This is a genomic window from Salinicoccus sp. RF5, from assembly GCF_020786625.1.
GTDB lineage: Bacteria > Bacillota > Bacilli > Staphylococcales > Salinicoccaceae > Salinicoccus.
Genome location: NZ_JAJGRC010000001.1, coordinates 332987 through 353114, shown reverse-complemented (window position 1 = coordinate 353114; position 20128 = coordinate 332987). Strand labels below are relative to the sequence as shown.

The window sequence follows — 20128 nt, the reverse complement described above, 5'->3', positions numbered from 1 at the left end:
TCTACAATTCGTCTCTTTCTCTTTTTTCCTCGTCCTTCAATTGTCTCGACCTCTCCAGGAAACGTTCCTGAACCCTTTTCTGTCGCTGCTCGCGGTGCAGTATGTAGCCACCGATGAACCATACCCCGACCACCGTCAGAACAAGACCGACGATGAACTGTACGACTGTAAGCGTGAATGGATCATTGACGATGCCGAAAACACTGTCCCTCATATATTTGATGCCCAGACCTGCCAGAAATACCGGTATGACAAGTATGACGAGCGCAATCACCTTCTGCATAGAATCACCCTGATTATTTGTATAGACCCATTATAACCCATGGGAGATGAGTAATAAAACAAATGATTTTATATGAATCTTCAGAACATTCCATGTTTATCTAAAATCCTGCAAATTCATAAGCGGATATGTATAATAAAAATTGTAGGGGAGGTAGGAACATGAATTTCGATGAAATTTTCATAGGGGACAAAAATAAAATGACAGCGCTTTCAGTATGCAGGGCGGCAGACCCTGAAGTGCTGAAACCCCTTATACGCGTAATTGAAGAAAAAGGGGTGGTCTGCCATCTTGTGGACGATTGCAGCTCACTTGAATCCATGCTTCACTCATTGGGTGCCGGCCATATGATCGGCCATGCGATTACAATACATCATGCGGCGGACGACCAGGAAGCAGCAGTGCGCGCCCTGGAACTTGTCGCCTCGGGGGAGGCCGACATACTCATGAAGGGCCTGGTTCCAACTTCCATTTTAATGAAGGAAGTGTTAAAAAAGGAGTATGGACTCATACATACACGTCTCCTCAGCCATGTGGCACTTTTCGACATACCCAACTATCATAAGGCCGTCCTCCTGAGCGATGCAGGCATGAACATTGCCCCGACGCTCGACCAGAAGGGGAAGATCATCGATAATGCACTTGAATGTGCGCATCGGCTTGGCATCAAAAAGCCTAAAGTGGCCCTTTTGTCCGCAGTAGACAAAGTCACTGATAAGATGCCGTCCACCACCGATGCAGACTTGCTGGCACATTCAGATGCCAAAAACTTTGGGTTTGATAGTACAATAGAGGGACCACTGCAATTTGACATGGCGATTTCTGAAGATGCAGCCCGCCATAAAGGCTCGGCCTCGGAGGTGGCAGGAGACGTGGATATACTGATTGCACCGAATATAGAGTCGGGCAACATACTATATAAATCCCTGGTCTACGCTGCGGGGGCGAAAGTCGCTTCCGTCATCACCGGGGCCAAAGTACCCATCGTCCTGACTTCAAGGGCCGACAGTGCCGAAGACAGATATAATTCCATAAACCTGGCAATGATGATTTCCAAATAAACTACTGGAGTGATAAAGAATGATATTTGAAAAGATGGAGCAATACGACTACGAACAGCTGATTTTCTGCCATGATGAAACAAGTGGACTGAAAGCGATCATATGCATACATGACACTACCCTCGGTCCGGCACTCGGCGGATGCAGAATGTGGAAATATGACACGGAGGAAGAGGCGATAGAGGATGTACTTCGCCTTGCCAAGGGCATGACCTACAAGAACGCGGCTGCAGGACTCAACCTCGGAGGCGGCAAGACGGTCGTCATCGGAGATGCCGAGAAGGACAAATCCGAGGCCTTCTTCAGGGCGCTGGGCAGATATGTGAACAGTCTCGGTGGCAGGTACATCACCGCTGAAGATGTGGGCACTACGGTCAATGACATGGACACGATCTATCAGGAAACGCCATATGTATGCGGCATCAGCGAGTCATACGGATCCGGCGGGAATCCAAGTCCGATGACCGCATATGGTGTATACATGGCAATGAAGCGGACGGCTAAGGAAGCGTTTGGTGATGATTCACTCGAAGGCAGGACGATTGCCGTCCAGGGCGTCGGCAACGTGTCTTACAACCTCTGCAGACATCTGCATGAAGAAGGGGCCAAACTGATCGTCACGGACATCAATGATGATTCCGTGGAACGGGCGGTAAATGACTTCGGTGCTGAAGCGGTAGGCATTGAAGACATCTATTCTGTCGAGGCGGACATCTTTGCACCATGCGCGCTCGGCGGCATCCTGAACGACGACACGATTCCGGAGCTCAAAGTGAAGGCTGTATGCGGCAGTGCCAACAACCAGCTGCTTGACAGCGACAAGCATGGCAGCCAGCTTGAGGAGCTCGGCATCGTCTATGCGCCCGACTATGTAGTGAACTGCGGCGGGGTCATCAACGTTGCAGACGAGCTGCAGGGATATAATGCAGAACGCGCGAAAAGCAAGGTTAAGGAGATATACAACCAGATGGATAAGATATTCTCCATCGCCAAGCGTGACGGTGTAACACCGACTGTCGCAGCAGACCGTCTTGCAGAAGAGCGCATAGACAGCATGATGCGCGTCAGAAGCACTTTCTCACTCAATGAAGTGACAACTCTCAACAGGAGGTAGATCGCCGCATGCAATATACCATCCTTGTAGTCAACCTCGGAGGAACCTCCACCAAAGTGGCGGTATATGAGAACGACCAAAGCTTGATATCTGAAACGATGAGTCATCCGATCGACGAAATCATCAGGCCGCTCCATGACCAGATAGATTTCAGGCTCGATGCAATCACAGGCTTTCTTGGAAGGAATGATATCTTTCCGGAATCCATCGATATCGTCAGCGCACGCGGCGGCCTGTTGAAGCCTATAGAGGGCGGCACATATGATATAAATGACAAGATGACCGATGATCTCGGCTCATACAGGTATGGCAGGCATGCCTCCAATCTTAGCGGCATCATCGCCGCCCGTTTCCGTGAAAAGTATGGCTGCAGGGCAGTCATCACGGATCCGGTGGTCGTGGACGAAATGACCGAGGCGGTGCGCCTTACAGGGCTCAGCGGCATCGAAAGGAAATCCGTCTTTCATGCGCTCAATCAGAAGGCGGTTGCCCGCAAGTATGCCGCGTCCATCGGAAAACGCTATACCGATGTCAATGTCATCGTCTCTCATATGGGGGGCGGCATCACTGTCGGAGCACATGAAAAGGGCAGGGTGATCGATGTGAATGACGGGCTGTCCGGCGAAGGACCGATGAGTCCGACCCGTACAGGCTCATTGCCGAACGGCAGCCTGGCCAGATACATCACTGAGAACAGCCTCGATTACGACAGCATCTATGAGATATTGACGAAGGAGGGCGGCTTCATCTCCCTCGCAGGCACCCAGGACGCTCTTGAGCTTGAAAAGCGTGCAGTTTCCGGGGACAAAGCGACCGAAAAGATATTCAAGGCACTTGCCGCACAGCTTGCAAAGGAGATCGGCTCCCGTTCTGCCATATTGAAGGGACAGGTCGACCAGATCATCTTTACAGGAGGCATGGCCCACAGCACGTATCTCATAGACCTCGTCAGGCCCTATATTTCATTCATTGCACCGGTCTCAGTCTATCCGGGGGAAGAGGAGATGCAGGCGCTGGCGGAAGGGGCATACCGTGTTCTGACAGGCAGGGAAGAAATGAAAACCTATATGTAGGAGTGGATATAATGGCATACGAATATGACCTGGTCATACTGGGCGGCGGGACTGCCGGCTATGTTGCAGCCATCAAGGCGAGCCAGCTCGGCATGAAGACGGCAGTCGTCGAAAAGGAGAAGCTCGGGGGCACATGTCTCCATAAGGGCTGCATACCCACGAAAAGCATGCTCAAATCTGCGGAGGTTGCCAATACAATGAAGCATGCCGGCATCTTCGGCATAGGTTCTGTCGAGCCTGAAATCGATATGGGAAAGGTGCAGGAGCGGAAACAGGAAGTGGTCGATCAGATGTACAACGGGGTCAGACATCTCATGAAGAAGCATAAGGTGGATGTCTTCAATGGCCATGGACGCATACTCGGACCCTCCATATTCTCTCCGATGGCAGGTACCGTGGCGGTCGAACACCCCGAAGACGAGGATGCGGAGAGTGAAATCCTCATCAACCAGCATGTGCTGGTTGCGACGGGATCACAACCGCGGCCATTGCCGTTCCTTCCATTCGATGGTTCCCTCGTACTTTCAAGCGATGACATGATGACACTCGATCACATCCCTTCCAGGATGGTGATCATCGGTGGAGGTGTCATCGGTCTTGAATTTGCGAGCATACTGACCGATCTCGGGTCACATGTCACTGTGGTCGAAGCAGGGAACCAGATCATTCCGCATGAGGATAAGGATCTTGCCGGCGCATTGAAAAAAGCGCTCGAAGCTGAAGGTGTCACTTTCAGGGTCGGCACGGCCCTGGATGAGGACCGCATCAGCAAAGGAGAAGATGCCATCACGCTCCATTTCGATGAAGGGGAAGATACCTTCGACAAGGCACTGGTCGCCATCGGCCGGGCTCCGAACACTGAAGACCTCGGTCTTGGCAATACGAAGATACAGCTTGATGGCGGTTACATCTCCACCAATGAATACTATCAGACGAAGGATGCGAACATCTATGCTGTAGGGGATGCCATCGGCAATCTGCAGCTTGCCCATGTGGCCACCAAGGAAGCAGTCATTGCAGTCGAACATATGGCCGAGAAACGCCCATACACGCTTGACTATACTACTGTTCCACGATGCATATATACTCATCCTGAAGTCGCTTCAATCGGAAGGACGGAGAAGGAGCTCAAAGAGGCAGGTATGGAATATTCCGTACATAAGGTGCCGTTTGCAGCGGTGGGAAAAGCGGTGATTGCCCATGGCGGAAAAGGATTTGGTAAAATGCTCGTAGAACCGGAAGCAAAGGATATACTCGGCCTATCCCTTATAGGCCCCGGAGCCACCGAATTGATCAACGAAGCGGCTCTGGCCAAATTTCTCGATGCATCGGCACTTGAAGTCGGCAGCGCCACCCATGCCCACCCTTCCATAGGGGAAGTGCTGATGGAGCTCGGCCTTGATGCGGAAGGAATTGGTATCCATGTATAAGGAGGACACTACATTGTTGGATTATAAAGAAGCGGGCCTCGAATCAGAGGATCTGAAAGAAATGTATCGTACGATGCACCTTGCCAGAAAAATTGACGAGAGGATGTGGCTGCTCAACCGTGCGGGTAAACTTCCGTTCGTCATTTCATGCCAAGGTCAGGAGGCGACACAGGTGGGCGCGGGATATGCGCTTGATCGGGAAGTGGACATCATCAGCCCATACTACAGGGACCTTGCGCTCGTTACGCATTTTGGGATGACCGCAGAGGAAACGATGTTGTCCGCTTTTGCCAAGAAGGGCGACATCTCCAGTGGTGGAAAGCAGATGCCTTCGCACTTCAGTAAAAAATCCTGCAACATCATGACACAAGGCTCGAGTGTAACAACGCAACTCCTGCACGCAGTCGGTGCAAGTTTCAAATTCAAGATGGACGATGAGAAGCGGGTGGCTCTGACTACACTCGGGGAAGGTTCTTCGAACCAGGGGGATTTCCATGAAGGCCTGAATTTTGCCGGTGTACATGACCTGCCCTTCATCTGCATCATCGAAAATAATGATTATGCAATCAGCGTGCCCCGTGAACTCCAGTATGGCGCTGAAAAACTGTCAGATCGTGCACTTGGATACGGCATGCATGGAGAGCATATTGACGGCAATGATCCGATTGCCGTATACAAGGCTGTCAAAGAAGCCAGGGAGCGTGCTGTCAATGGAGAAGGCGCCACCCTCATCGAAGCGATGTCCACACGATTGACTGCCCATTCCTCCGACGATGATGACAGCTATCGGGAGAAGGAAGAGCGCGAGACCATGAAGGAATCGGATTGCCTGGTCAAATTCAGGTCATACATCCTTGAGCACGGCGTTGCAGATGAGGCATGGTTCGAAGCCTTGGAAAAAGAGGCGAAGGCAATCGTCACCGATGCGACAAAAGCTGCTGAAAAAGCACCTTACCCGAAACCTGAAGAAGCCTTGACGCATGTTTATGAGGAGGTTCACCATGGCTAAAATTTCTTATTTGCAGGCAATACATCAGGCGCTCGACTACGAAATGGGCCAGGATGAAAGTGTGTTCGTCCTCGGTGAGGACGTCGGCAAGAAAGGCGGCGTCTTCAAGGTCACTGCCGGTCTCCAGGAAAAATACGGTGCGATGCGCTGCCTGGATACACCACTCGCTGAATCGAATATCGTCGGCACCAGCATCGGTGCTGCAATGATGGGGAAAAGACCTGTGGCGGAAATTCAGTTTGCAGACTATATACTGCCCGCAACGAATCAGATACTGAGTGAGGCGGCGAAGATCAGATACCGTTCCAATAACGACTGGAACTGTCCAATGGTCATCCGTGCACCTTTCGGCGGCGGTATCCACGGTGCACTCTACCATTCCCAGTCCGTTGAGGCCATCTTCGCTTCAACTCCTGGACTGAAGGTCGTGATTCCATCCACGCCATCCGATGCGAAGGGGCTCCTGATTTCGGCAATCAGGGACAACGACCCGGTGCTGTTCTTCGAACACAAGAAAGCCTACCGTCTTCTCAAGGAAGAGGTGCCTGAAGGCGACTATACCGTGCCGATCGGCAAAGCGGACGTCAAAAGGGAAGGGGACGACATCACGGTCATTACATATGGCCTCTGTGTCAACTATGCCCTGCAGGCAGCAGAGCGCCTGTCGAAGGATGGATATGAAGCAGAAGTGCTCGACCTTAGAACTGTCTATCCACTCGATAAGGAAGGCATCATCGAGGCAGCTTCCAAGACAGGAAAGGTTCTGCTCGTTACCGAGGATAACCTTGAGGGAAGCATCATCAGTGAAGTGGCTGCGATCATCGCAGAAAACTGCCTGTATGACCTCGATGCACCTATAATGAGGCTCGCAGGGCCGGATGTTCCTACCATGCCTTATGCGCCACCAATGGAAGATTTCTTCATGATCAACCCTGATAAGATAGAAGCCAAAATGAAAGAGCTCGCGGAGCATTAAGGAGGACGAAACCTATGGAAGAAGTGCTGATGCCGAAGCTCGGCGAAAGTGTTACAGAAGGGACCATTGAAAAATGGCTGGTCCAGCCCGGGGATACGGTCGAGGAATATGATCCCCTGTGTGAAGTCATCACCGACAAGGTGACCGCGGAAGTGCCTTCCGTATTCGAGGGCACGATCAAGGAACTCCTTGTGGCGGAAGGGGATACCGTTGAAGTCGGTACCCCGGTATGCCTGATGGAGACGGATGGTGCTGGTGAGGCCGGAAAAGCTGACGAGGATGAAGGTAGCGTCACGGCGCCTGAAGAGGCGGCCCCGTCATCCGATGAAAATCAGGAGGACGCACCATCCTCCACAAGCAAAGTGGAAAAGGGTGCCCAGAAGAAGGCCAAAACAAGAATTTCCCCTGTAGTGATGCGATTGGCCGAGGAGCATGACCTCGACCTCAATACGATTGAAGGTACAGGGTTTGAAGGACGTATTACGAAGAAGGATGTTCTGAAGACGATTGAAGCAGGTCCCGTGACCGCCGGAACAGAGACGAAGGCAGCGCCTTCCACTGATCAGCAGGCAGACCCTGCGCCAGCTTCCGGGAATATAATGGCGGGGGACGAAATACCGGTGACCGGTGTCAGGAAGGCTGTCGCCAACAAGATGGTGCAGTCCAGCCAGGAGATCCCCCATGCATGGCTGATGATGGAGGTGGATGCCACCAACCTGGTGAATGTCCGCAACAGCCATAAATCCGCCTTCAAGGAGCGGGAGGGATTCAATCTCACGTTCTTCAGCTTCTTCGTCAAGGCTGTCGCCGAAACATTGAAGGAATATCCGATGCTGAACAGCTCGTGGCAGGGAGATAAGATCGTCCTCAACAAGGACATCAACATCTCCATCGCCGTAGCCGGCGATGATAAACTCTATGTGCCGGTCATACGGAATGCCGACGACCTCTCCATCAAGGGAATCGCCAAGCAGGTGGGGGAACTTGCAGCGCTCGGGCGCAGCCATAAACTCACACAGGAGCACATGGCAGGGGGAACCTTCACAGTGAACAATACCGGTGCCTTCGGTTCCGTACAGTCCATGGGAATCATCAACCATCCCCAGGCTGCCATCCTGCAGGTTGAATCGATCGTCAAGAAGCCGGTCATCATTGATGATATGATTGCCGTCAGGCATATGGTCAACCTCTGCCTGTCCATCGACCACCGCATTCTGGACGGTCTGGTGGCAGGCCAGTTCCTGAAAGCCGTCAAAGAGAGGATTGAAGCGTATTCCGTCGAAACGACTTCGATCTACTAGACTTTACAAAACCTCTCATCCGCTATAGAATTGAATACAAGGAACTGAAATCGCATCCTCTCCATGGGGCTGTTTCAAAAGGAGTTTTTATAATGAATATGGATTTCAATATGTATATGAATGATGTCGTGAGCCAGGCAAGAAGCGAAATGAAGGAATCTGGCTATACGGAACTGACTACACCTGAAGAGGTGGACCAGCACCTTTCAAAAGAAGGCACGGCACTCGTAATGGTCAACTCAGTATGCGGCTGTGCCGGTGGCATCGCTCGTCCGGCTGCCAAACACGCCCTTAATTACGATAAACTGCCGGACCAGCTGCTCACTGTATTTGCCGGTCAGGACAAGGAAGCGACTGAACATGTCAGGGAAAAGGCGCCTGAATACCTCCCGTCCTCTCCATCATTTGCCCTCTTCAAGGATGGCAAAATTGTGGATATGATCGAGAGGCACGAAATTGAAGGGCATGAAACGATGAGTGTCATTACCAACCTGCAGGCATGGTTCGAAGAACACGGCAAAGAAATCTGATGAACGAAAAAAAGAGGTCCCGCGGGACCTCTTTAATTTGGTTACACTGTTGTCAGCATGCTGACGCCGAAAAGCAGGCCGGAGATGACAATGAGAATTATCATGAACCAGATTACTGCTTTCTGAACTTTTTTGTTGTTCATAAAACCATCCTTATAAATTTGCTCTTTTAATTATAATACACGTCTACTGTACAATCAACTCAACTATTGGAGGAAGCTATTTATGAACAAGGACAGACTCGTCGATCAATTTATGGAAATGGTCCAGATTGATTCCGAAACAGGCCATGAAAGGGAGATGGCCGACTATCTTCTTAAAAAATTCAAAGATATGGGTATCGAAGCCCAAGAAGATGATACTCAGGAGAAAACCGGGTATGGTGCGGGCAATATACTCGTCAGGCTCAAAGGAGACAACACCAAGGCTGAACCGATCTACTTTACAGTCCATATGGATACCGTTGCGCCCGGTGTGGGCGTGAAGCCATCCATCGATGGGGATTATATCGTCAGCGATGGTTCAACGATCCTCGGATCGGATGACAAGGCAGGGATTGCGTCACTCATCGAAGCCATCCATTATATCAAAGAATCCGGCATGCGCCATGGGGACATCGAAATCGTCATAACCGTTGGGGAGGAGTCCGGACTCGTGGGCGCGAAAGCGTTTGATGCCACCCAGCTGAAGAGCAGGTTCGGTTATGCGATTGATTCCACGGGCAAGGTGGGCACCGTGGTCACCACGGCACCGACCCAGAGCAAGATTGAAGCGCATATACATGGTAAGACGGCCCACGCAGGTGTTGCACCGGAAACCGGCGTCAGTGCCATCAATATCGCAGCCCGTGCCATCAGTCAGATGAAACTCGGACGCATCGATGAAGAGACCACTGCCAACATCGGCCGGTTTGAGGGTGGCGGCGCGACGAATGTAGTCACGGACTATGTCTACCTGCTTGGGGAAGCGAGAAGCCTCGATGACGAGAAGATGGAGGCCCAGACAGCGCATATGAAGGAAACTTTCGAGAAGGTCGCCGAAGATATGGGTGGCCGTGCAGAAGTGTCTTCAGACGTGATGTATGCTGCTCTCAAAGCCTCCAAAGACTCGGAAGTGGTCAGCACGGCAGTGCAGGCGATAGAGAATATCGGGCGCAGACCCGACCTGATCAGCCTGGGCGGGGGAAGCGACGGCAATATCTTCGCCGGGGCTGGCCTGGACACGGCGATACTCGGCCTTGGATATGAAAACATTCATACGACTGAAGAGAAGATGCCGATAGAGGAACTTCACAAAATCACTGAACTGGTCATTGAAATCATCAAAGTCCAGAATGATAAGGAGCAGAACGCATGATCTATGATATTGGAGTAGTCGGCCTTGGCGTCATGGGGACGAATATCGCAAAGAACATGTCGAGAAACGGCTTCAAAGTCGTCACTTTCGACTTTTTCGAAGATGTCAGGGAGAACCGCATGATTGAACTCAAGGAAGAGGATGTGGACATCGCCTCCTCAGTGAAAAAATTCATTGAAAGCCTGAAGAAGCCGAGGAACATCCTACTTCTCGTGAAAGCGGGGGAAGTGACGGATAAAACCATCGAACAGATCGCCCCGTACCTTGATGAGGGGGACACGCTGATCGACGGGGGAAATGAACAGTATGAGAACACTCGGCGGCGTAATATGCAGCTCACTGAAGAGGGCATCAACTTCATCGGCATGGGAGTAAGCGGTGGCGAAGAGGGCGCCTTGAATGGTCCCTCCCTGATGCCTGGCGGACAGCGTCAGGCATATGACAACGTCAGCGCCATACTGGAGAAAATTGCTGCCAAAGCCGATGACGGGAAACCATGCGTCACCTACATCGGTGAGGATGGCAGCGGCCATTACGTCAAAATGATCCATAACGGCATCGAATATGCAGATATGGAACTGATTGCTGAAAGCTATTATTTCATGAAGCACGGCCTCAATATGTCGAATGATGAAATGAGTGCAGTATTCGACGAATGGAACAGGGGAGACCTCAACAGCTACCTGATCGAAATCACTGCACGTATACTGGAGTTCAAGGATGAATCCGGCAACTATATCATCGATCTGATCCTAGATAAGGCGGGCCAGAAGGGGACTGGAAAATGGACGGGCATCGAAGGCCTGAAACTCGGCATACCGCTCTCGCTGATCACCGACAGTGTATTCGTCAGATGCCTCTCGAGCCTGATAGAAGAACGTGCCCTCATCAGCGAAGCTTATCAGAGTGAAATGAAAAGCCTGTCCGAAGACCAGAAGCAGTCGGTGCTGGAAGATTTGAAGCAGGCGCTGTACATCAGCAAACTGATGAGCTATTCACAGGGATTCAGGCTGCTTCGTGAAGCGAGCGAAATCTATGATTGGAATCTTCAGCTTGGCGAAATATCCATGATCTGGCGAAAAGGGTGCATCATACGTGCCCAGTTCCTCGAGGAGATCAACCGGGCATACGAAAATGACCCTGCACTGACCAACCTGCTGCTGGATGACTATTTCAGGGATGTGGTCAGCGCCAGTCATCCGAGCCTGCGGCGCATCGGCATATATGCGATAGAAAATGAAATACCGATGCCTGCCTTCCTGAGCGCACTGTCCTACTTCGACAGCATGAAGCAGGCGCGGGTCTCAAGCAACATGATCCAGGCACAGCGCGACTATTTCGGCGCCCACACATATGAACGGCTCGACAAGCCGGGCGTTTTCCATACGGAGTGGCAGTAGTACAAAAAACCGTCGGTCCCCATTGATTGGGGACCGACGGTTTTATTATAGATCCTGATATAGGGCCTGCCACACCTGTACTTTGGCATCACCCGAAACGAAGTCATTCCTGCTTTTCAATACTTCCATGGAGAAGTTGCAGTTGAGGTCCTTCTCCTCTTTGAAACGCCATCTGCGGAAGATGTACCTGTATATGTCTTCCGACACTTCTGGAGGGCTCCCCATGGACTCGAAGATGACGAACTCACTGCTCTCGGTATAAGTCTCTTCAAAAGGGCCGGCCAGGGTGGAGGAGACGCCGACGGTCAGTTCCATCCCCTCATCGACATAACGTTCATGTAGAATGATGCCTTTTACCGCACCGTCATTGTATCTCAGCAGTTCATTCAGCATGTCATTCTCCTCGAGATAGGCAAGAAAGTCATATTTCATCCCGCTCCTGTAATCATCGAGGGAAAATCTCCTGACGAACCCAACCAATCGGAAGCTGTCCATATAGACGCTTCTCGATGGATACTTCGGACAATCGACAGGCACCACCTCAAAGGATATGCGCTCCTGCAGATCGAGTGTATTGAATTGCCTTTCCGTCTCATATGGAGAAATACCGAAGGCATTGAAATATTCATGTTTGAATGATTCGATATCCCGGTATCCATAATATTTTGCGATATCTATGAGCCGGAGGTGGCCTGCATACAATTCGTGGGCGATCTCCGACATCCTGCGGCGTGTCTGATATTCATAGGGCGTCATACCGGCGAGTGAAGTGAATATGGTGATGAACGATTTCGGTTCCACTCCCATGCCTTCAAGCACCCGGTCGTAGTCTATGCGTTCACGCAGGTGATCTTCTATATAGATGATAAACTTTTCGACAAAATTAACTGTTTCCATTATATCCTCACTTCTCCACTTATACGTTCCACCATTTGAATCCATCCTTGGAAAGAAGGAGGTTGCTTTTGACCGGGCCGTCCGATCCTGAACGGTAGTTCGGGAAAGGAGCAATATCCTTTTCCCATACTTCATTGATCGGATCGACGAAGGACCAGGCGTTCATCAGTTCTTCATAATGGGTGAAATTGGTCGCATCTCCGTCCAGACAATCGTAGATCAGGTTCTCATAGGCATCCACTGTCCTTGAAAGTTCCTGATTATCGACGGAGTAGGAAAGTTTGATTTCTTTTGTATCCTGCTCTCCTGCATGATCCTTGACGTTCAGGTGCAGTGTGATGCTTTCATTCGGCTGGATCCGGATGACCAGAAGGTTTTTGGCAAGTACATCATCTGCATTATCCTGATAATAGAGATTTTTGGGGACTTCCTTGAATTCCACAACAATCTTCGTTTCCTTATTCCTCATCCTTTTACCGGTACGGACATAGAATGGGACGCCTGCCCATCTGAAATTATCGATGAACAGCCTCGCAGCTATGAAAGTCGGCGTGTTGGAGACGCTGTTGACGTCAGTTTCCTCCCGGTATCCCGGGACATCTTCACCTTCTGCAGTACCCTCATCATACTGGCCCCGTACAAAATACTTGTTGATGTCCTTCTTTTCGACTTTGCGCAGGCTTTTCAACACCTTGATCTTCTCTTCGCGTATATCATCACTATTCAGGCTGATCGGCGGCTCCATGCCGAGCAGGGAGACGATCTGGAGCATGTGGTTCTGGAACATATCGCGCACTGCACCGCTCCGCTCATAATATTCACCGCGGTCCAGCACGCCGAGCGATTCGGAAGAGGTGATCTGGACGTTGGATACATAGTGGTTGTTCCACAACGGTTCGAACAGGCTGTTGCTGAAACGGATGACTTCTATATTCTGCACCATCTCCTTGCCGAGATAGTGGTCGATACGGAAGATTTCATGCTCCCTGAACGACTTGGAGATATCTTCATTCAGCCTGTGTGCACTTTCGTAATCCTTGCCGAAGGGCTTTTCGATGATCAGCTTCTTGTAGCCTTCGGTTTCCGTCACACCTGAAATCCTCAGGCTGTCTGTAATAGCAGTGAAGAATTGGGGCGGCATCGCCAAGTAGAACAGCCTGTTTCCTGCAGTATCGTACATTTTTTCGACTGAATCGAATTTTTCCTTCAACGCAGCATAACTGTCGCTATCCGTGACGGAGACCTTCACATAGTGGATATGTTGCAGGAATGCCTCGAGCCCCTCCAATGATTCAAGCTTGTCATTGTCGTTGATGGAGTTTCTGGCAACTTCCCTGAAATCCGCATCCTCCATATCCCGCCTGCCGACGGCAATCAGGGCAAAATCGTCCTTCAAAGAACCTTCCTGGAAGAGGTGGAAGATGGAAGGGAGCAGCTTCCTCCGTGAAAGGTCGCCCGTCGCTCCAAACAATGCGATTGCTACTTTAAATGGTTGAGTCGTCATATCCAACAAGTCCTTTAGTCAAAATTTTTCTTTTATCATTATTCCACTGTATTCCTAAAAACACAACTCTTTAATATGATATAATGAACCAACATTTCAAAAACAGGTGATAGAATGAAATTCAAAGTACTAGGTTCTGGCGCAGGCATTCCATCCAGAACGAGAAATACCCAAAGTTTCGTACTGGATGTGGTCGAGGAGATCAACCAGTATTTCCTCATCGACGCCTCGGAAGCCCTGCAGCACAGGATACTGAATACGACGATCAGGCCATCAAAGATAAAGCATGTGTTCATCACGCACCTGCATGGCGACCATATATTCGGGCTGCCCGGCTTCCTTTCCTCCCGTGCCCATCAGGGCGGGGAGGGCATCCCGCTAGTCATCTACGGACCGCCTGGACTCAAGGAATGGGTCGAGGTGACATTCAGGATCAGCAGCTCCCACCTCAACTATCCCATTCGTTTCGTGGAGGTCGTCCACGACGGCGAATATGAAGTGGAAGGCTTTACTGTGAAGAGCCACCTGCTGGACCATGCAGTCGACAGCTTCATGTATGTCTTCATCGAACCTGAGAAGCTCGGGGCGTTGGACAGCACCAAGCTGAAGGACATCGGCATCATGCCGGGCCCTATCTACAAGGAAATCAAGAAGTCCCAGACTTTTCAGCATGAAGGGGAGACATACGCTACAGCAGACTTCCTCAGCCCGCCGGTTGAAGGAAGGAAGGTCGCTGTCCATGGCGATACCCGAATCATCGACAGGGCGGACTACCTGGAGCTTCTTGATGGCGCCGACCTCATCGTGCATGAAGCCACCTACCTTGAAGGGGAAAAGGAAAAAGCACACCAGTATTTCCACTCGGAAATAGATGATGTGCTCAATAACCTGTCACGCATTTCGTATGGGCAGCTGCTCCTTGTCCATATCAGCAACCGCTATGACGCCGAAATGCTGGAAAGTGTAGAGGAAAGGATGGGGGACCGTGCAGTCATTGCGCATGACTACCTCGAAATCACCATCCCACGTGATTCGCGATGAAACTTTCAACCACCCTCCGGTACTTTTCGGGGTTCTTGTTGTAGCTCTCGACGTGTCCGCCGCGCTCCGGATACCAGGCCGCCTTCGGTGGCCTTTTCTTTTTGTACAGTTCTTCAGTATGTGTGTAGGGGATGAACTTGTCCGGCTTCGAGTGGACGAACAGCACCGGCTGGTCGATCTTTTCCACGACCCTGATCGGGGAGACCTTGAATAGTGAAAACCTGCTTCTGAGGCGGAAAAATATATTCGTAAAGATCAGGATCAGCGGAGATCCGATCTTCGTATACTGACTGAATATGTTCGTCAGCTCGTCCCCGAAAGTAGAGAAGGATGCGTCGGAAATATAGAACTTTGCCCGGTTGGACAATTCTCCCGCATAGAGGAGCATCGTTGCCGCACCCATGGACTCCCCGTGGATGCCCACTTCGACATCCGGGCCGTAATGGTCGAAAACGTAGTCCACAACGGTTTCAAGATCATATTTTTCATAGAAGCCGTATGTCGAATGGACGCCGCCCGTGTTCCCATGGCGCCTGGCGTCATAAATGACGCAGTTGTACCCCATATCCGTAAACATGTTGAGGTATTTGATGGAACTGATCTTGTTTTCCGTCACACCATGGCACAGCACCATCCATTTGTTCGTGTCGTTCGGATGGACGAAGACTGCATTGATGCTGTAGTCGAATTTGGATGGGATGAGGATGTCGTCCTGGGGCAGACTCTGGAAGGCCTTCATGTTCAACCGCTTGGCCCGCGTCTCGCGCCTTTTAATGACTTCTACATCCCTTAGCTTGAAGAACAGGATCTGGCTTGAGGCATAGTAGCCAAGCGAAGTGAAAAGGATGATGAAGGAGCTGGCCAGTGCAATCAGCCACTTTATGAAGGATTTCATGCCCTGTGCTCCTCATATCTGATCAATTTGACCGCGTCTAGGATGTTTTTGTACTCCTCCTGTGTTAACTCAGGCATATTCATGTAGCTTTCCATATTGTCCTCAAGCTGGGCGAGACTGCTCACACCGTTTACGATTGCTGCGTTGTTATGGCGGAGGAAAGCGTATGAAAGGGCAGTGAGATCGGCAGTGATCTGCCCGAGTCTGCTGATGGCCGATTCCAGCTCGTCATACGAATAGTCCAGCACGCCCTCTGCAAACTTGTCATCGAGCACCTTGCGGGAATTCCTACTCAGCAGTCCCTTCATCACCGGCCCCCGTGCAAGTATCTTCACATCCTCATCGAGGCTACGGACAACTTCCAGCGGCCTGTTGTCTATCGGATTGAACTGCATCATCAGCGTTGAGATGTTGCTGTGCTTCAGATAATAGTCGATGACGTTGAGGCGGATGGAGGAGATGCCGTAGCTTTTGATCAGCCCCTCTTTCTTGAGGTCCTCAAATGCGGATATGGTTTCGTCCTTATTATCTTCAATCGTACCGCCGTGCAGCTGATAGAGGTCGATCGACTCGACACCGAGGCGTTTGAGGGAATCCTTGACCGCATTCTTGATATGGCTGGCGGAAGGGTTCCATGCAATCTTCTCCTGTTTTTCCGCATCGAACTCATTGCCGCCTTTCGTGCCGATTGTGAATGTGTAGTCGGAACGGAACTGTTTCATCACTTCGCCGAGGACCTCTTCATTCTGCCCAAACTGATAAAGGTCTGCAGTATCAAAGTGGGTGATTCCAGATTCCAGGGCGAAACGGATGATCTTTTCGGTCTCTGTCCTGTCGTCCAAGGGCAGATTCATGCATCCAAGGGAAAGTTCGGATATATTGATGCCATCTTTTAACTGAATGTTTCTCATAAGTTCATGCCTCCATTAATTAGTCATCTAGAATTATACCAATACTGGCCGGGTTCTTGCATTATTTTACCTTTTTGCCCATACTATATGATTATTTCCCGCTATGGTAATATACTAACTGTAGAGGCAACTGCACCAATAAAAAGGAGAGGCTTATGAATATGGAGAATAATGATTACTCCCATCTTAAAGAAGAGATCATTTCCAATAACAGAATTTTTGACGGGCATGTCATCAAGGTCGACCACAGCAGGGTGAAGCTTCCTGACGGTCAGACTGCAGACCGTGAGATCGTCTATCACAAAGGGGCCGTCTCCCTCATCGCAGTCCATGAGGGGGAGATGTATTTCGTCCGCCAGTACAGGGTCGCTCCGGATGACTTTCTGCTCGAGATTCCCGCCGGCAAGATCGAAGTGGGGGAGGCGCCGCATGAAACGGCGGTGAAGGAGCTGCGTGAAGAAATAGGAGGCATCGCCGGGACACTCGAAGAGGTCCAGGAATTCTATGTTTCCCCCGGATTCTCCAATGAGTACGTCTACCTGTATGAAGCCAAGGATATGACGATGGAAACCCAGGCGCTTGATGACGATGAATTCCTCGATATCGTAAAGGTAAGGCTAGAGGACCTGAAGAAACTGCTTCAGGAAGGTGCCTTCAGGGATTCCAAGACGCTCATCGCCGTTCAGCATGTAATAGCGTCATATAATTTATAATAATTCTAAATAAGACGCAAAGGACTTTTAAAAACATTATAAATTGGTTATAATGTTTTTGATTATCATACAAAGTAGGTGAACACGTGGAAAATCGGATTCAGAGGATCAAGGAAGCACTTCAGGGGGCCCATTACAAGCTCACTCCCCAAAGGGAGGTGACTGTACGCGTCCTGCTCGAGAATGAACGTGATCACTTAAGTGCCGAAGATATCTTTCTCAAAGTGAAGGACAAATACCCTGAAATAGGGCTGGCTACGGTCTATCGTACACTCGAGCTGTTAAGTGAACTCAAGATTCTCGACAAAATCAACTTCGGCGATGGGGTCAGCCGTTATGATCTCAGGAAAGAGGGCGCGAAGCATTTCCACCATCACCTTGTCTGCATGGAATGCGGAGCAGTAGAGGAAATAGAAGAAGACCTTCTGGAGGATGTAGAGAAGATTGTCGAAAAGGACTATAACTTCAAAGTGACCGACCACCGGCTTACTTTCCATGGAATATGCGGCGACTGCCAGAGCAAGAAGGAATAATGGATATGGATTTCAAAAGGCATATTGATGAGTACCTGCTTTTCCTGAGTGTCGAAAAGGGGCTGAGCCAGTCCTCCATCAATTCCTACCGCCAGGACCTCCTCCAGTATGAAGCATATCTGACCGAGCGGAAAACGCTCGAACCTTCACGGATCGACACTGAGCTGCTCATCACCTTCCTGAAGGAACTGAAGCAGGCGGGCAAGAGTGCCAAGACGATTTCGCGCATGCAGTCGACACTCAAAAATTTCCATCAGTTCCTGGTCAATGATGGCATCACGACGCATAATCCGGCCCTCCGGCTGCATTCCATCAAAGAAGCAAAAAAGCTTCCGGTCTATCTGACGGTGGAGGAGATGGAGCGCCTCCTCGCGACCCCCGACCAGTCGGTGGCAGGCATCAGGGACAGGGCGATGATGGAACTCCTATATGCCTCCGGCCTCCGGGTGAGTGAACTGATAGACATAAAGACTTCGGACCTCAATACCGATATGGGCTACATCCGCATTATGGGGAAGGGGAGCAAGGAGCGGATTGTTCCGATCACCGACTTCGTCGGGGAGCTGCTGGAACAGTATATAGCGAATGAACGCCTGGCCCTGCTGAAGGATGATGACGCAGAAGAGCTGTTCATCACAAATCGCGGCAGAGGTTTCACACGTCAGGGTTTGTGGAAAACGGTGAAGAAGTATGAATTGGCCAGCGGCATCGGCAAGAACATCACACCGCACACTTTCCGCCACTCCTTCGCCACACACCTGGTTGAGAATGGCGCGGACTTGCGAGCGGTCCAGGAGATGCTGGGCCACTCCGACATCAGCACAACACAGATCTACACGCAGATTTCTGCTGTTAAAATAAGAGAAATGTATAAAAAATTCCATCCAAGAAAGTAGGAGATACAATGTTCAAAAGAATCCACCTTATCGTCCTCGACTCGGTTGGCATCGGTGCCCAGCATGACGCTGCCGAGTTCGGCGATGCCGGCACACATACGCTGAAGCACACGCTTGAGAGCCATCCGGTAGAACTGCCCAACCTTGAGAAGTTCGGGCTCGGATGCATCGATCCGCTTCCAGGCCTTGGATGTCCGGAATCCCCGGAAGCCTTCTACAGCAAAATGAGTGAAGTCTCCCAGGGTAAGGATACGATGACAGGGCATTGGGAAATCGCCGGCCTGAACATCAAGAAGCCATTCAAAGTCTATCCTGACGGGTTCCCTGAAGAACTGCTCGACAGGATACGTGAAGCCACGGGCCGTGACATCGTCGGCAACAAGCCTGCCAGCGGCACGGAAATCATCAAGGAATATGGTGAGCACCAGATGAAGACCGGGGATCTGATCGTCTATACTTCGAATGACCCCGTACTGCAGATAGCGGCCCATGAAGATGTGATTCCGCTTGATGAGCTCTACACCATATGTGAAAAGGTCCGCGCAATGACGACCGATCCCGATTTCCTCGTGGGCAGGGTGATCGCCCGTCCATATGTCGGCGACTCCAGTGAAAACTTCACACGTACGGAAAACAGGCATGACTATGCACTTGAACCTTTCGGGCGCACAGTGCTCAACGCGCTTGAGGACAACGGCAATGATGTCATCGCAATAGGCAAGATCAACGACATCTTCACAGGATCGGGCATCACGGATTCGGTACGTACGAAGAACAATGAAGATGGCGTGGACAAGCTGCTTGAAGTGATGGACAGGGATTTCAATGGCATGTCATTCCTCAATCTGGTCGATTTCGATGCGCTCTATGGCCATAGAAGGAATCCTGAAGGCTACAGCAATGCACTGAAGGCCTTCGATGACCGTCTGCCTGAAATCGTATCGAAGCTTCGTGAAGATGACCTCCTGATCATCACTGCAGACCACGGCAATGACCCGACCTACACCGGTACGGATCATACACGTGAAAATGTCCCGCTTCTGATGAAGACAGGACGGGAAATGCAGTACGGACCACTCAGGGACTCCAGTACCTTCAGCGATATCGCAGCCACCATCGCCGAAAACTATAAAATTGAATATGATACTCATGGCGAAAGCTTGTTCAAGGAGATTTCATCAGATGAAGAATAAATACTTCACCTT

21 protein-coding genes are annotated in these 20128 nt (G+C 50.7%); 15 read left to right on the top strand and 6 right to left on the bottom strand.

What is annotated here, in order from left to right:
* Position 1 precedes the first annotated feature (1 nt).
* A complete protein-coding gene (locus LLU09_RS01930; protein WP_228310254.1) occupies positions 2-283 on the bottom strand; it encodes a DUF2627 domain-containing protein in 282 nt (93 codons plus the stop codon).
* A 161-nt stretch (positions 284-444) separates the two neighbouring features.
* Here LLU09_RS01930 and LLU09_RS01925 point away from each other — a divergent pair, with 161 nt between their 5' ends.
* From LLU09_RS01925 to LLU09_RS01890, 8 genes are all read left to right on the top strand, one after another.
* On the top strand, positions 445-1344 hold the full coding sequence (locus LLU09_RS01925; RefSeq protein WP_228310253.1) for a phosphate acyltransferase: 900 nt from the start codon (positions 445-447) through the stop codon (positions 1342-1344).
* A 19-nt stretch (positions 1345-1363) separates the two neighbouring features.
* Positions 1364-2458, top strand: a complete 1095-nt coding sequence (locus LLU09_RS01920) for a Leu/Phe/Val dehydrogenase (RefSeq protein WP_094905578.1) — start codon at positions 1364-1366, stop codon at positions 2456-2458.
* Between the two features lie 8 nt (positions 2459-2466).
* On the top strand, positions 2467-3531 hold the full coding sequence (gene buk, locus LLU09_RS01915) for a butyrate kinase (RefSeq protein ID WP_228310252.1): 1065 nt from the start codon (positions 2467-2469) through the stop codon (positions 3529-3531).
* Between the two features lie 11 nt (positions 3532-3542).
* Positions 3543-4961, top strand: a complete 1419-nt coding sequence (lpdA, locus tag LLU09_RS01910) for a dihydrolipoyl dehydrogenase (protein ID WP_228310251.1) — start codon at positions 3543-3545, stop codon at positions 4959-4961.
* Positions 4962-4974: 13 nt separating this feature from the next.
* The gene (locus LLU09_RS01905) at positions 4975-5970 is read left to right on the top strand and encodes a thiamine pyrophosphate-dependent dehydrogenase E1 component subunit alpha (RefSeq protein WP_304612931.1); all 996 of its coding nucleotides are present in this window, start codon (positions 4975-4977) and stop codon (positions 5968-5970) included.
* The gene (locus LLU09_RS01900; RefSeq protein ID WP_228310250.1) at positions 5963-6946 is read left to right on the top strand and encodes an alpha-ketoacid dehydrogenase subunit beta; all 984 of its coding nucleotides are present in this window, start codon (positions 5963-5965) and stop codon (positions 6944-6946) included. Before LLU09_RS01905 ends, LLU09_RS01900 begins: the two co-directional genes overlap by 8 nt.
* Positions 6947-6960: 14 nt before the next feature.
* Positions 6961-8247 (top strand): dihydrolipoamide acetyltransferase family protein, encoded by a 1287-nt coding sequence (locus tag LLU09_RS01895; protein ID WP_228310249.1) that lies wholly within the window; start codon positions 6961-6963, stop codon positions 8245-8247.
* 92 nt (positions 8248-8339) lie between these two features.
* Positions 8340-8777, top strand: coding sequence for a BrxA/BrxB family bacilliredoxin (locus tag LLU09_RS01890; protein ID WP_040104689.1), 438 nt, complete (start codon positions 8340-8342; stop codon positions 8775-8777).
* A 41-nt stretch (positions 8778-8818) separates the two neighbouring features.
* On the opposite strand, the gene prli42 is transcribed toward LLU09_RS01890, so the two are convergent.
* Positions 8819-8920 carry a stressosome-associated protein Prli42 gene (gene prli42 / locus LLU09_RS01885; RefSeq protein WP_156956073.1) on the bottom strand — a complete coding sequence of 34 codons (102 nt, stop codon included), beginning with the start codon at positions 8918-8920 and terminating at the stop codon, positions 8819-8821.
* Between the two features lie 82 nt (positions 8921-9002).
* Between prli42 and LLU09_RS01880 the strand changes: the two genes are divergently transcribed.
* Positions 9003-10133: a M20/M25/M40 family metallo-hydrolase gene (locus LLU09_RS01880; RefSeq protein ID WP_228310248.1), complete on the top strand. Its 1131-nt coding sequence runs from the start codon at positions 9003-9005 to the stop codon at positions 10131-10133.
* Positions 10130-11533 carry an NADP-dependent phosphogluconate dehydrogenase gene (gene gndA / locus LLU09_RS01875; RefSeq protein WP_228310247.1) on the top strand — a complete coding sequence of 468 codons (1404 nt, stop codon included), beginning with the start codon at positions 10130-10132 and terminating at the stop codon, positions 11531-11533. Before LLU09_RS01880 ends, gndA begins: the two co-directional genes overlap by 4 nt.
* Positions 11534-11578: 45 nt before the next feature.
* Here the strand turns inward: gndA and LLU09_RS01870 are convergent, their stop codons facing one another.
* On the bottom strand, positions 11579-12430 hold the full coding sequence (locus LLU09_RS01870) for a helix-turn-helix domain-containing protein (protein WP_228310246.1): 852 nt from the start codon (positions 12428-12430) through the stop codon (positions 11579-11581).
* Positions 12431-12449: 19 nt separating this feature from the next.
* The gene (gene zwf, locus LLU09_RS01865; protein WP_228310245.1) at positions 12450-13934 is read right to left on the bottom strand and encodes a glucose-6-phosphate dehydrogenase; all 1485 of its coding nucleotides are present in this window, start codon (positions 13932-13934) and stop codon (positions 12450-12452) included.
* A 114-nt stretch (positions 13935-14048) separates the two neighbouring features.
* Here zwf and LLU09_RS01860 point away from each other — a divergent pair, with 114 nt between their 5' ends.
* Entirely contained in the window at positions 14049-14975 is a 927-nt protein-coding gene (locus tag LLU09_RS01860; RefSeq protein WP_228310244.1) for an MBL fold metallo-hydrolase, read from the top strand.
* Here LLU09_RS01860 and LLU09_RS01855 read toward each other — a convergent pair.
* Complete coding sequence (locus LLU09_RS01855) at positions 14950-15870, bottom strand: alpha/beta hydrolase (RefSeq protein ID WP_228310243.1); 921 nt, start codon at positions 15868-15870, stop codon at positions 14950-14952. The genes LLU09_RS01860 and LLU09_RS01855 overlap by 26 nt on opposite strands.
* Entirely contained in the window at positions 15867-16781 is a 915-nt protein-coding gene (locus tag LLU09_RS01850) for an aldo/keto reductase (RefSeq protein WP_228310242.1), read from the bottom strand. Before LLU09_RS01850 ends, LLU09_RS01855 begins: the two co-directional genes overlap by 4 nt.
* A 161-nt stretch (positions 16782-16942) precedes the next feature.
* On the opposite strand from LLU09_RS01850, the gene LLU09_RS01845 reads away from it, so the two are divergent.
* The 4 genes from LLU09_RS01845 (at position 16943) to deoB (ending at position 20116) form a co-directional block, all read left to right on the top strand.
* On the top strand, positions 16943-17494 hold the full coding sequence (locus LLU09_RS01845) for an NUDIX hydrolase (RefSeq protein WP_228310241.1): 552 nt from the start codon (positions 16943-16945) through the stop codon (positions 17492-17494).
* A gap of 86 nt (positions 17495-17580) precedes the next feature.
* Positions 17581-18027, top strand: a complete 447-nt coding sequence (gene fur, locus LLU09_RS01840) for a ferric iron uptake transcriptional regulator (protein ID WP_228310240.1) — start codon at positions 17581-17583, stop codon at positions 18025-18027.
* Positions 18028-18032: 5 nt separating this feature from the next.
* On the top strand, positions 18033-18923 hold the full coding sequence (gene xerD, locus LLU09_RS01835; RefSeq protein ID WP_228310239.1) for a site-specific tyrosine recombinase XerD: 891 nt from the start codon (positions 18033-18035) through the stop codon (positions 18921-18923).
* Positions 18924-18931: 8 nt separating this feature from the next.
* On the top strand, positions 18932-20116 hold the full coding sequence (gene deoB / locus LLU09_RS01830) for a phosphopentomutase (protein ID WP_040104698.1): 1185 nt from the start codon (positions 18932-18934) through the stop codon (positions 20114-20116).
* The last annotated feature ends 12 nt before the right edge of the window (positions 20117-20128 follow it).

Coding starts and splice junctions, on each gene's coding strand:
- LLU09_RS01845 (WP_228310241.1), top strand. CDS start 16,943: ATGGAGAATAATGATTACTCCCATCTTAAAGAAGAGATCATTTCCAAT.
- LLU09_RS01920 (WP_094905578.1), top strand. CDS start 1,364: ATGATATTTGAAAAGATGGAGCAATACGACTACGAACAGCTGATTTTC.
- LLU09_RS01900 (WP_228310250.1), top strand. CDS start 5,963: ATGGCTAAAATTTCTTATTTGCAGGCAATACATCAGGCGCTCGACTAC.
- LLU09_RS01860 (WP_228310244.1), top strand. CDS start 14,049: ATGAAATTCAAAGTACTAGGTTCTGGCGCAGGCATTCCATCCAGAACG.
- LLU09_RS01880 (WP_228310248.1), top strand. CDS start 9,003: ATGAACAAGGACAGACTCGTCGATCAATTTATGGAAATGGTCCAGATT.
- xerD (WP_228310239.1), top strand. CDS start 18,033: ATGGATTTCAAAAGGCATATTGATGAGTACCTGCTTTTCCTGAGTGTC.
- deoB (WP_040104698.1), top strand. CDS start 18,932: ATGTTCAAAAGAATCCACCTTATCGTCCTCGACTCGGTTGGCATCGGT.
- gndA (WP_228310247.1), top strand. CDS start 10,130: ATGATCTATGATATTGGAGTAGTCGGCCTTGGCGTCATGGGGACGAAT.
- prli42 (WP_156956073.1), bottom strand. CDS start 8,920: ATGAACAACAAAAAAGTTCAGAAAGCAGTAATCTGGTTCATGATAATT.
- LLU09_RS01925 (WP_228310253.1), top strand. CDS start 445: ATGAATTTCGATGAAATTTTCATAGGGGACAAAAATAAAATGACAGCG.
- buk (WP_228310252.1), top strand. CDS start 2,467: ATGCAATATACCATCCTTGTAGTCAACCTCGGAGGAACCTCCACCAAA.
- LLU09_RS01895 (WP_228310249.1), top strand. CDS start 6,961: ATGGAAGAAGTGCTGATGCCGAAGCTCGGCGAAAGTGTTACAGAAGGG.
- LLU09_RS01850 (WP_228310242.1), bottom strand. CDS start 16,781: ATGAGAAACATTCAGTTAAAAGATGGCATCAATATATCCGAACTTTCC.
- LLU09_RS01930 (WP_228310254.1), bottom strand. CDS start 283: ATGCAGAAGGTGATTGCGCTCGTCATACTTGTCATACCGGTATTTCTG.
- LLU09_RS01870 (WP_228310246.1), bottom strand. CDS start 12,430: ATGGAAACAGTTAATTTTGTCGAAAAGTTTATCATCTATATAGAAGAT.
- LLU09_RS01890 (WP_040104689.1), top strand. CDS start 8,340: ATGAATATGGATTTCAATATGTATATGAATGATGTCGTGAGCCAGGCA.
- zwf (WP_228310245.1), bottom strand. CDS start 13,934: ATGACGACTCAACCATTTAAAGTAGCAATCGCATTGTTTGGAGCGACG.
- lpdA (WP_228310251.1), top strand. CDS start 3,543: ATGGCATACGAATATGACCTGGTCATACTGGGCGGCGGGACTGCCGGC.
- LLU09_RS01855 (WP_228310243.1), bottom strand. CDS start 15,870: ATGAAATCCTTCATAAAGTGGCTGATTGCACTGGCCAGCTCCTTCATC.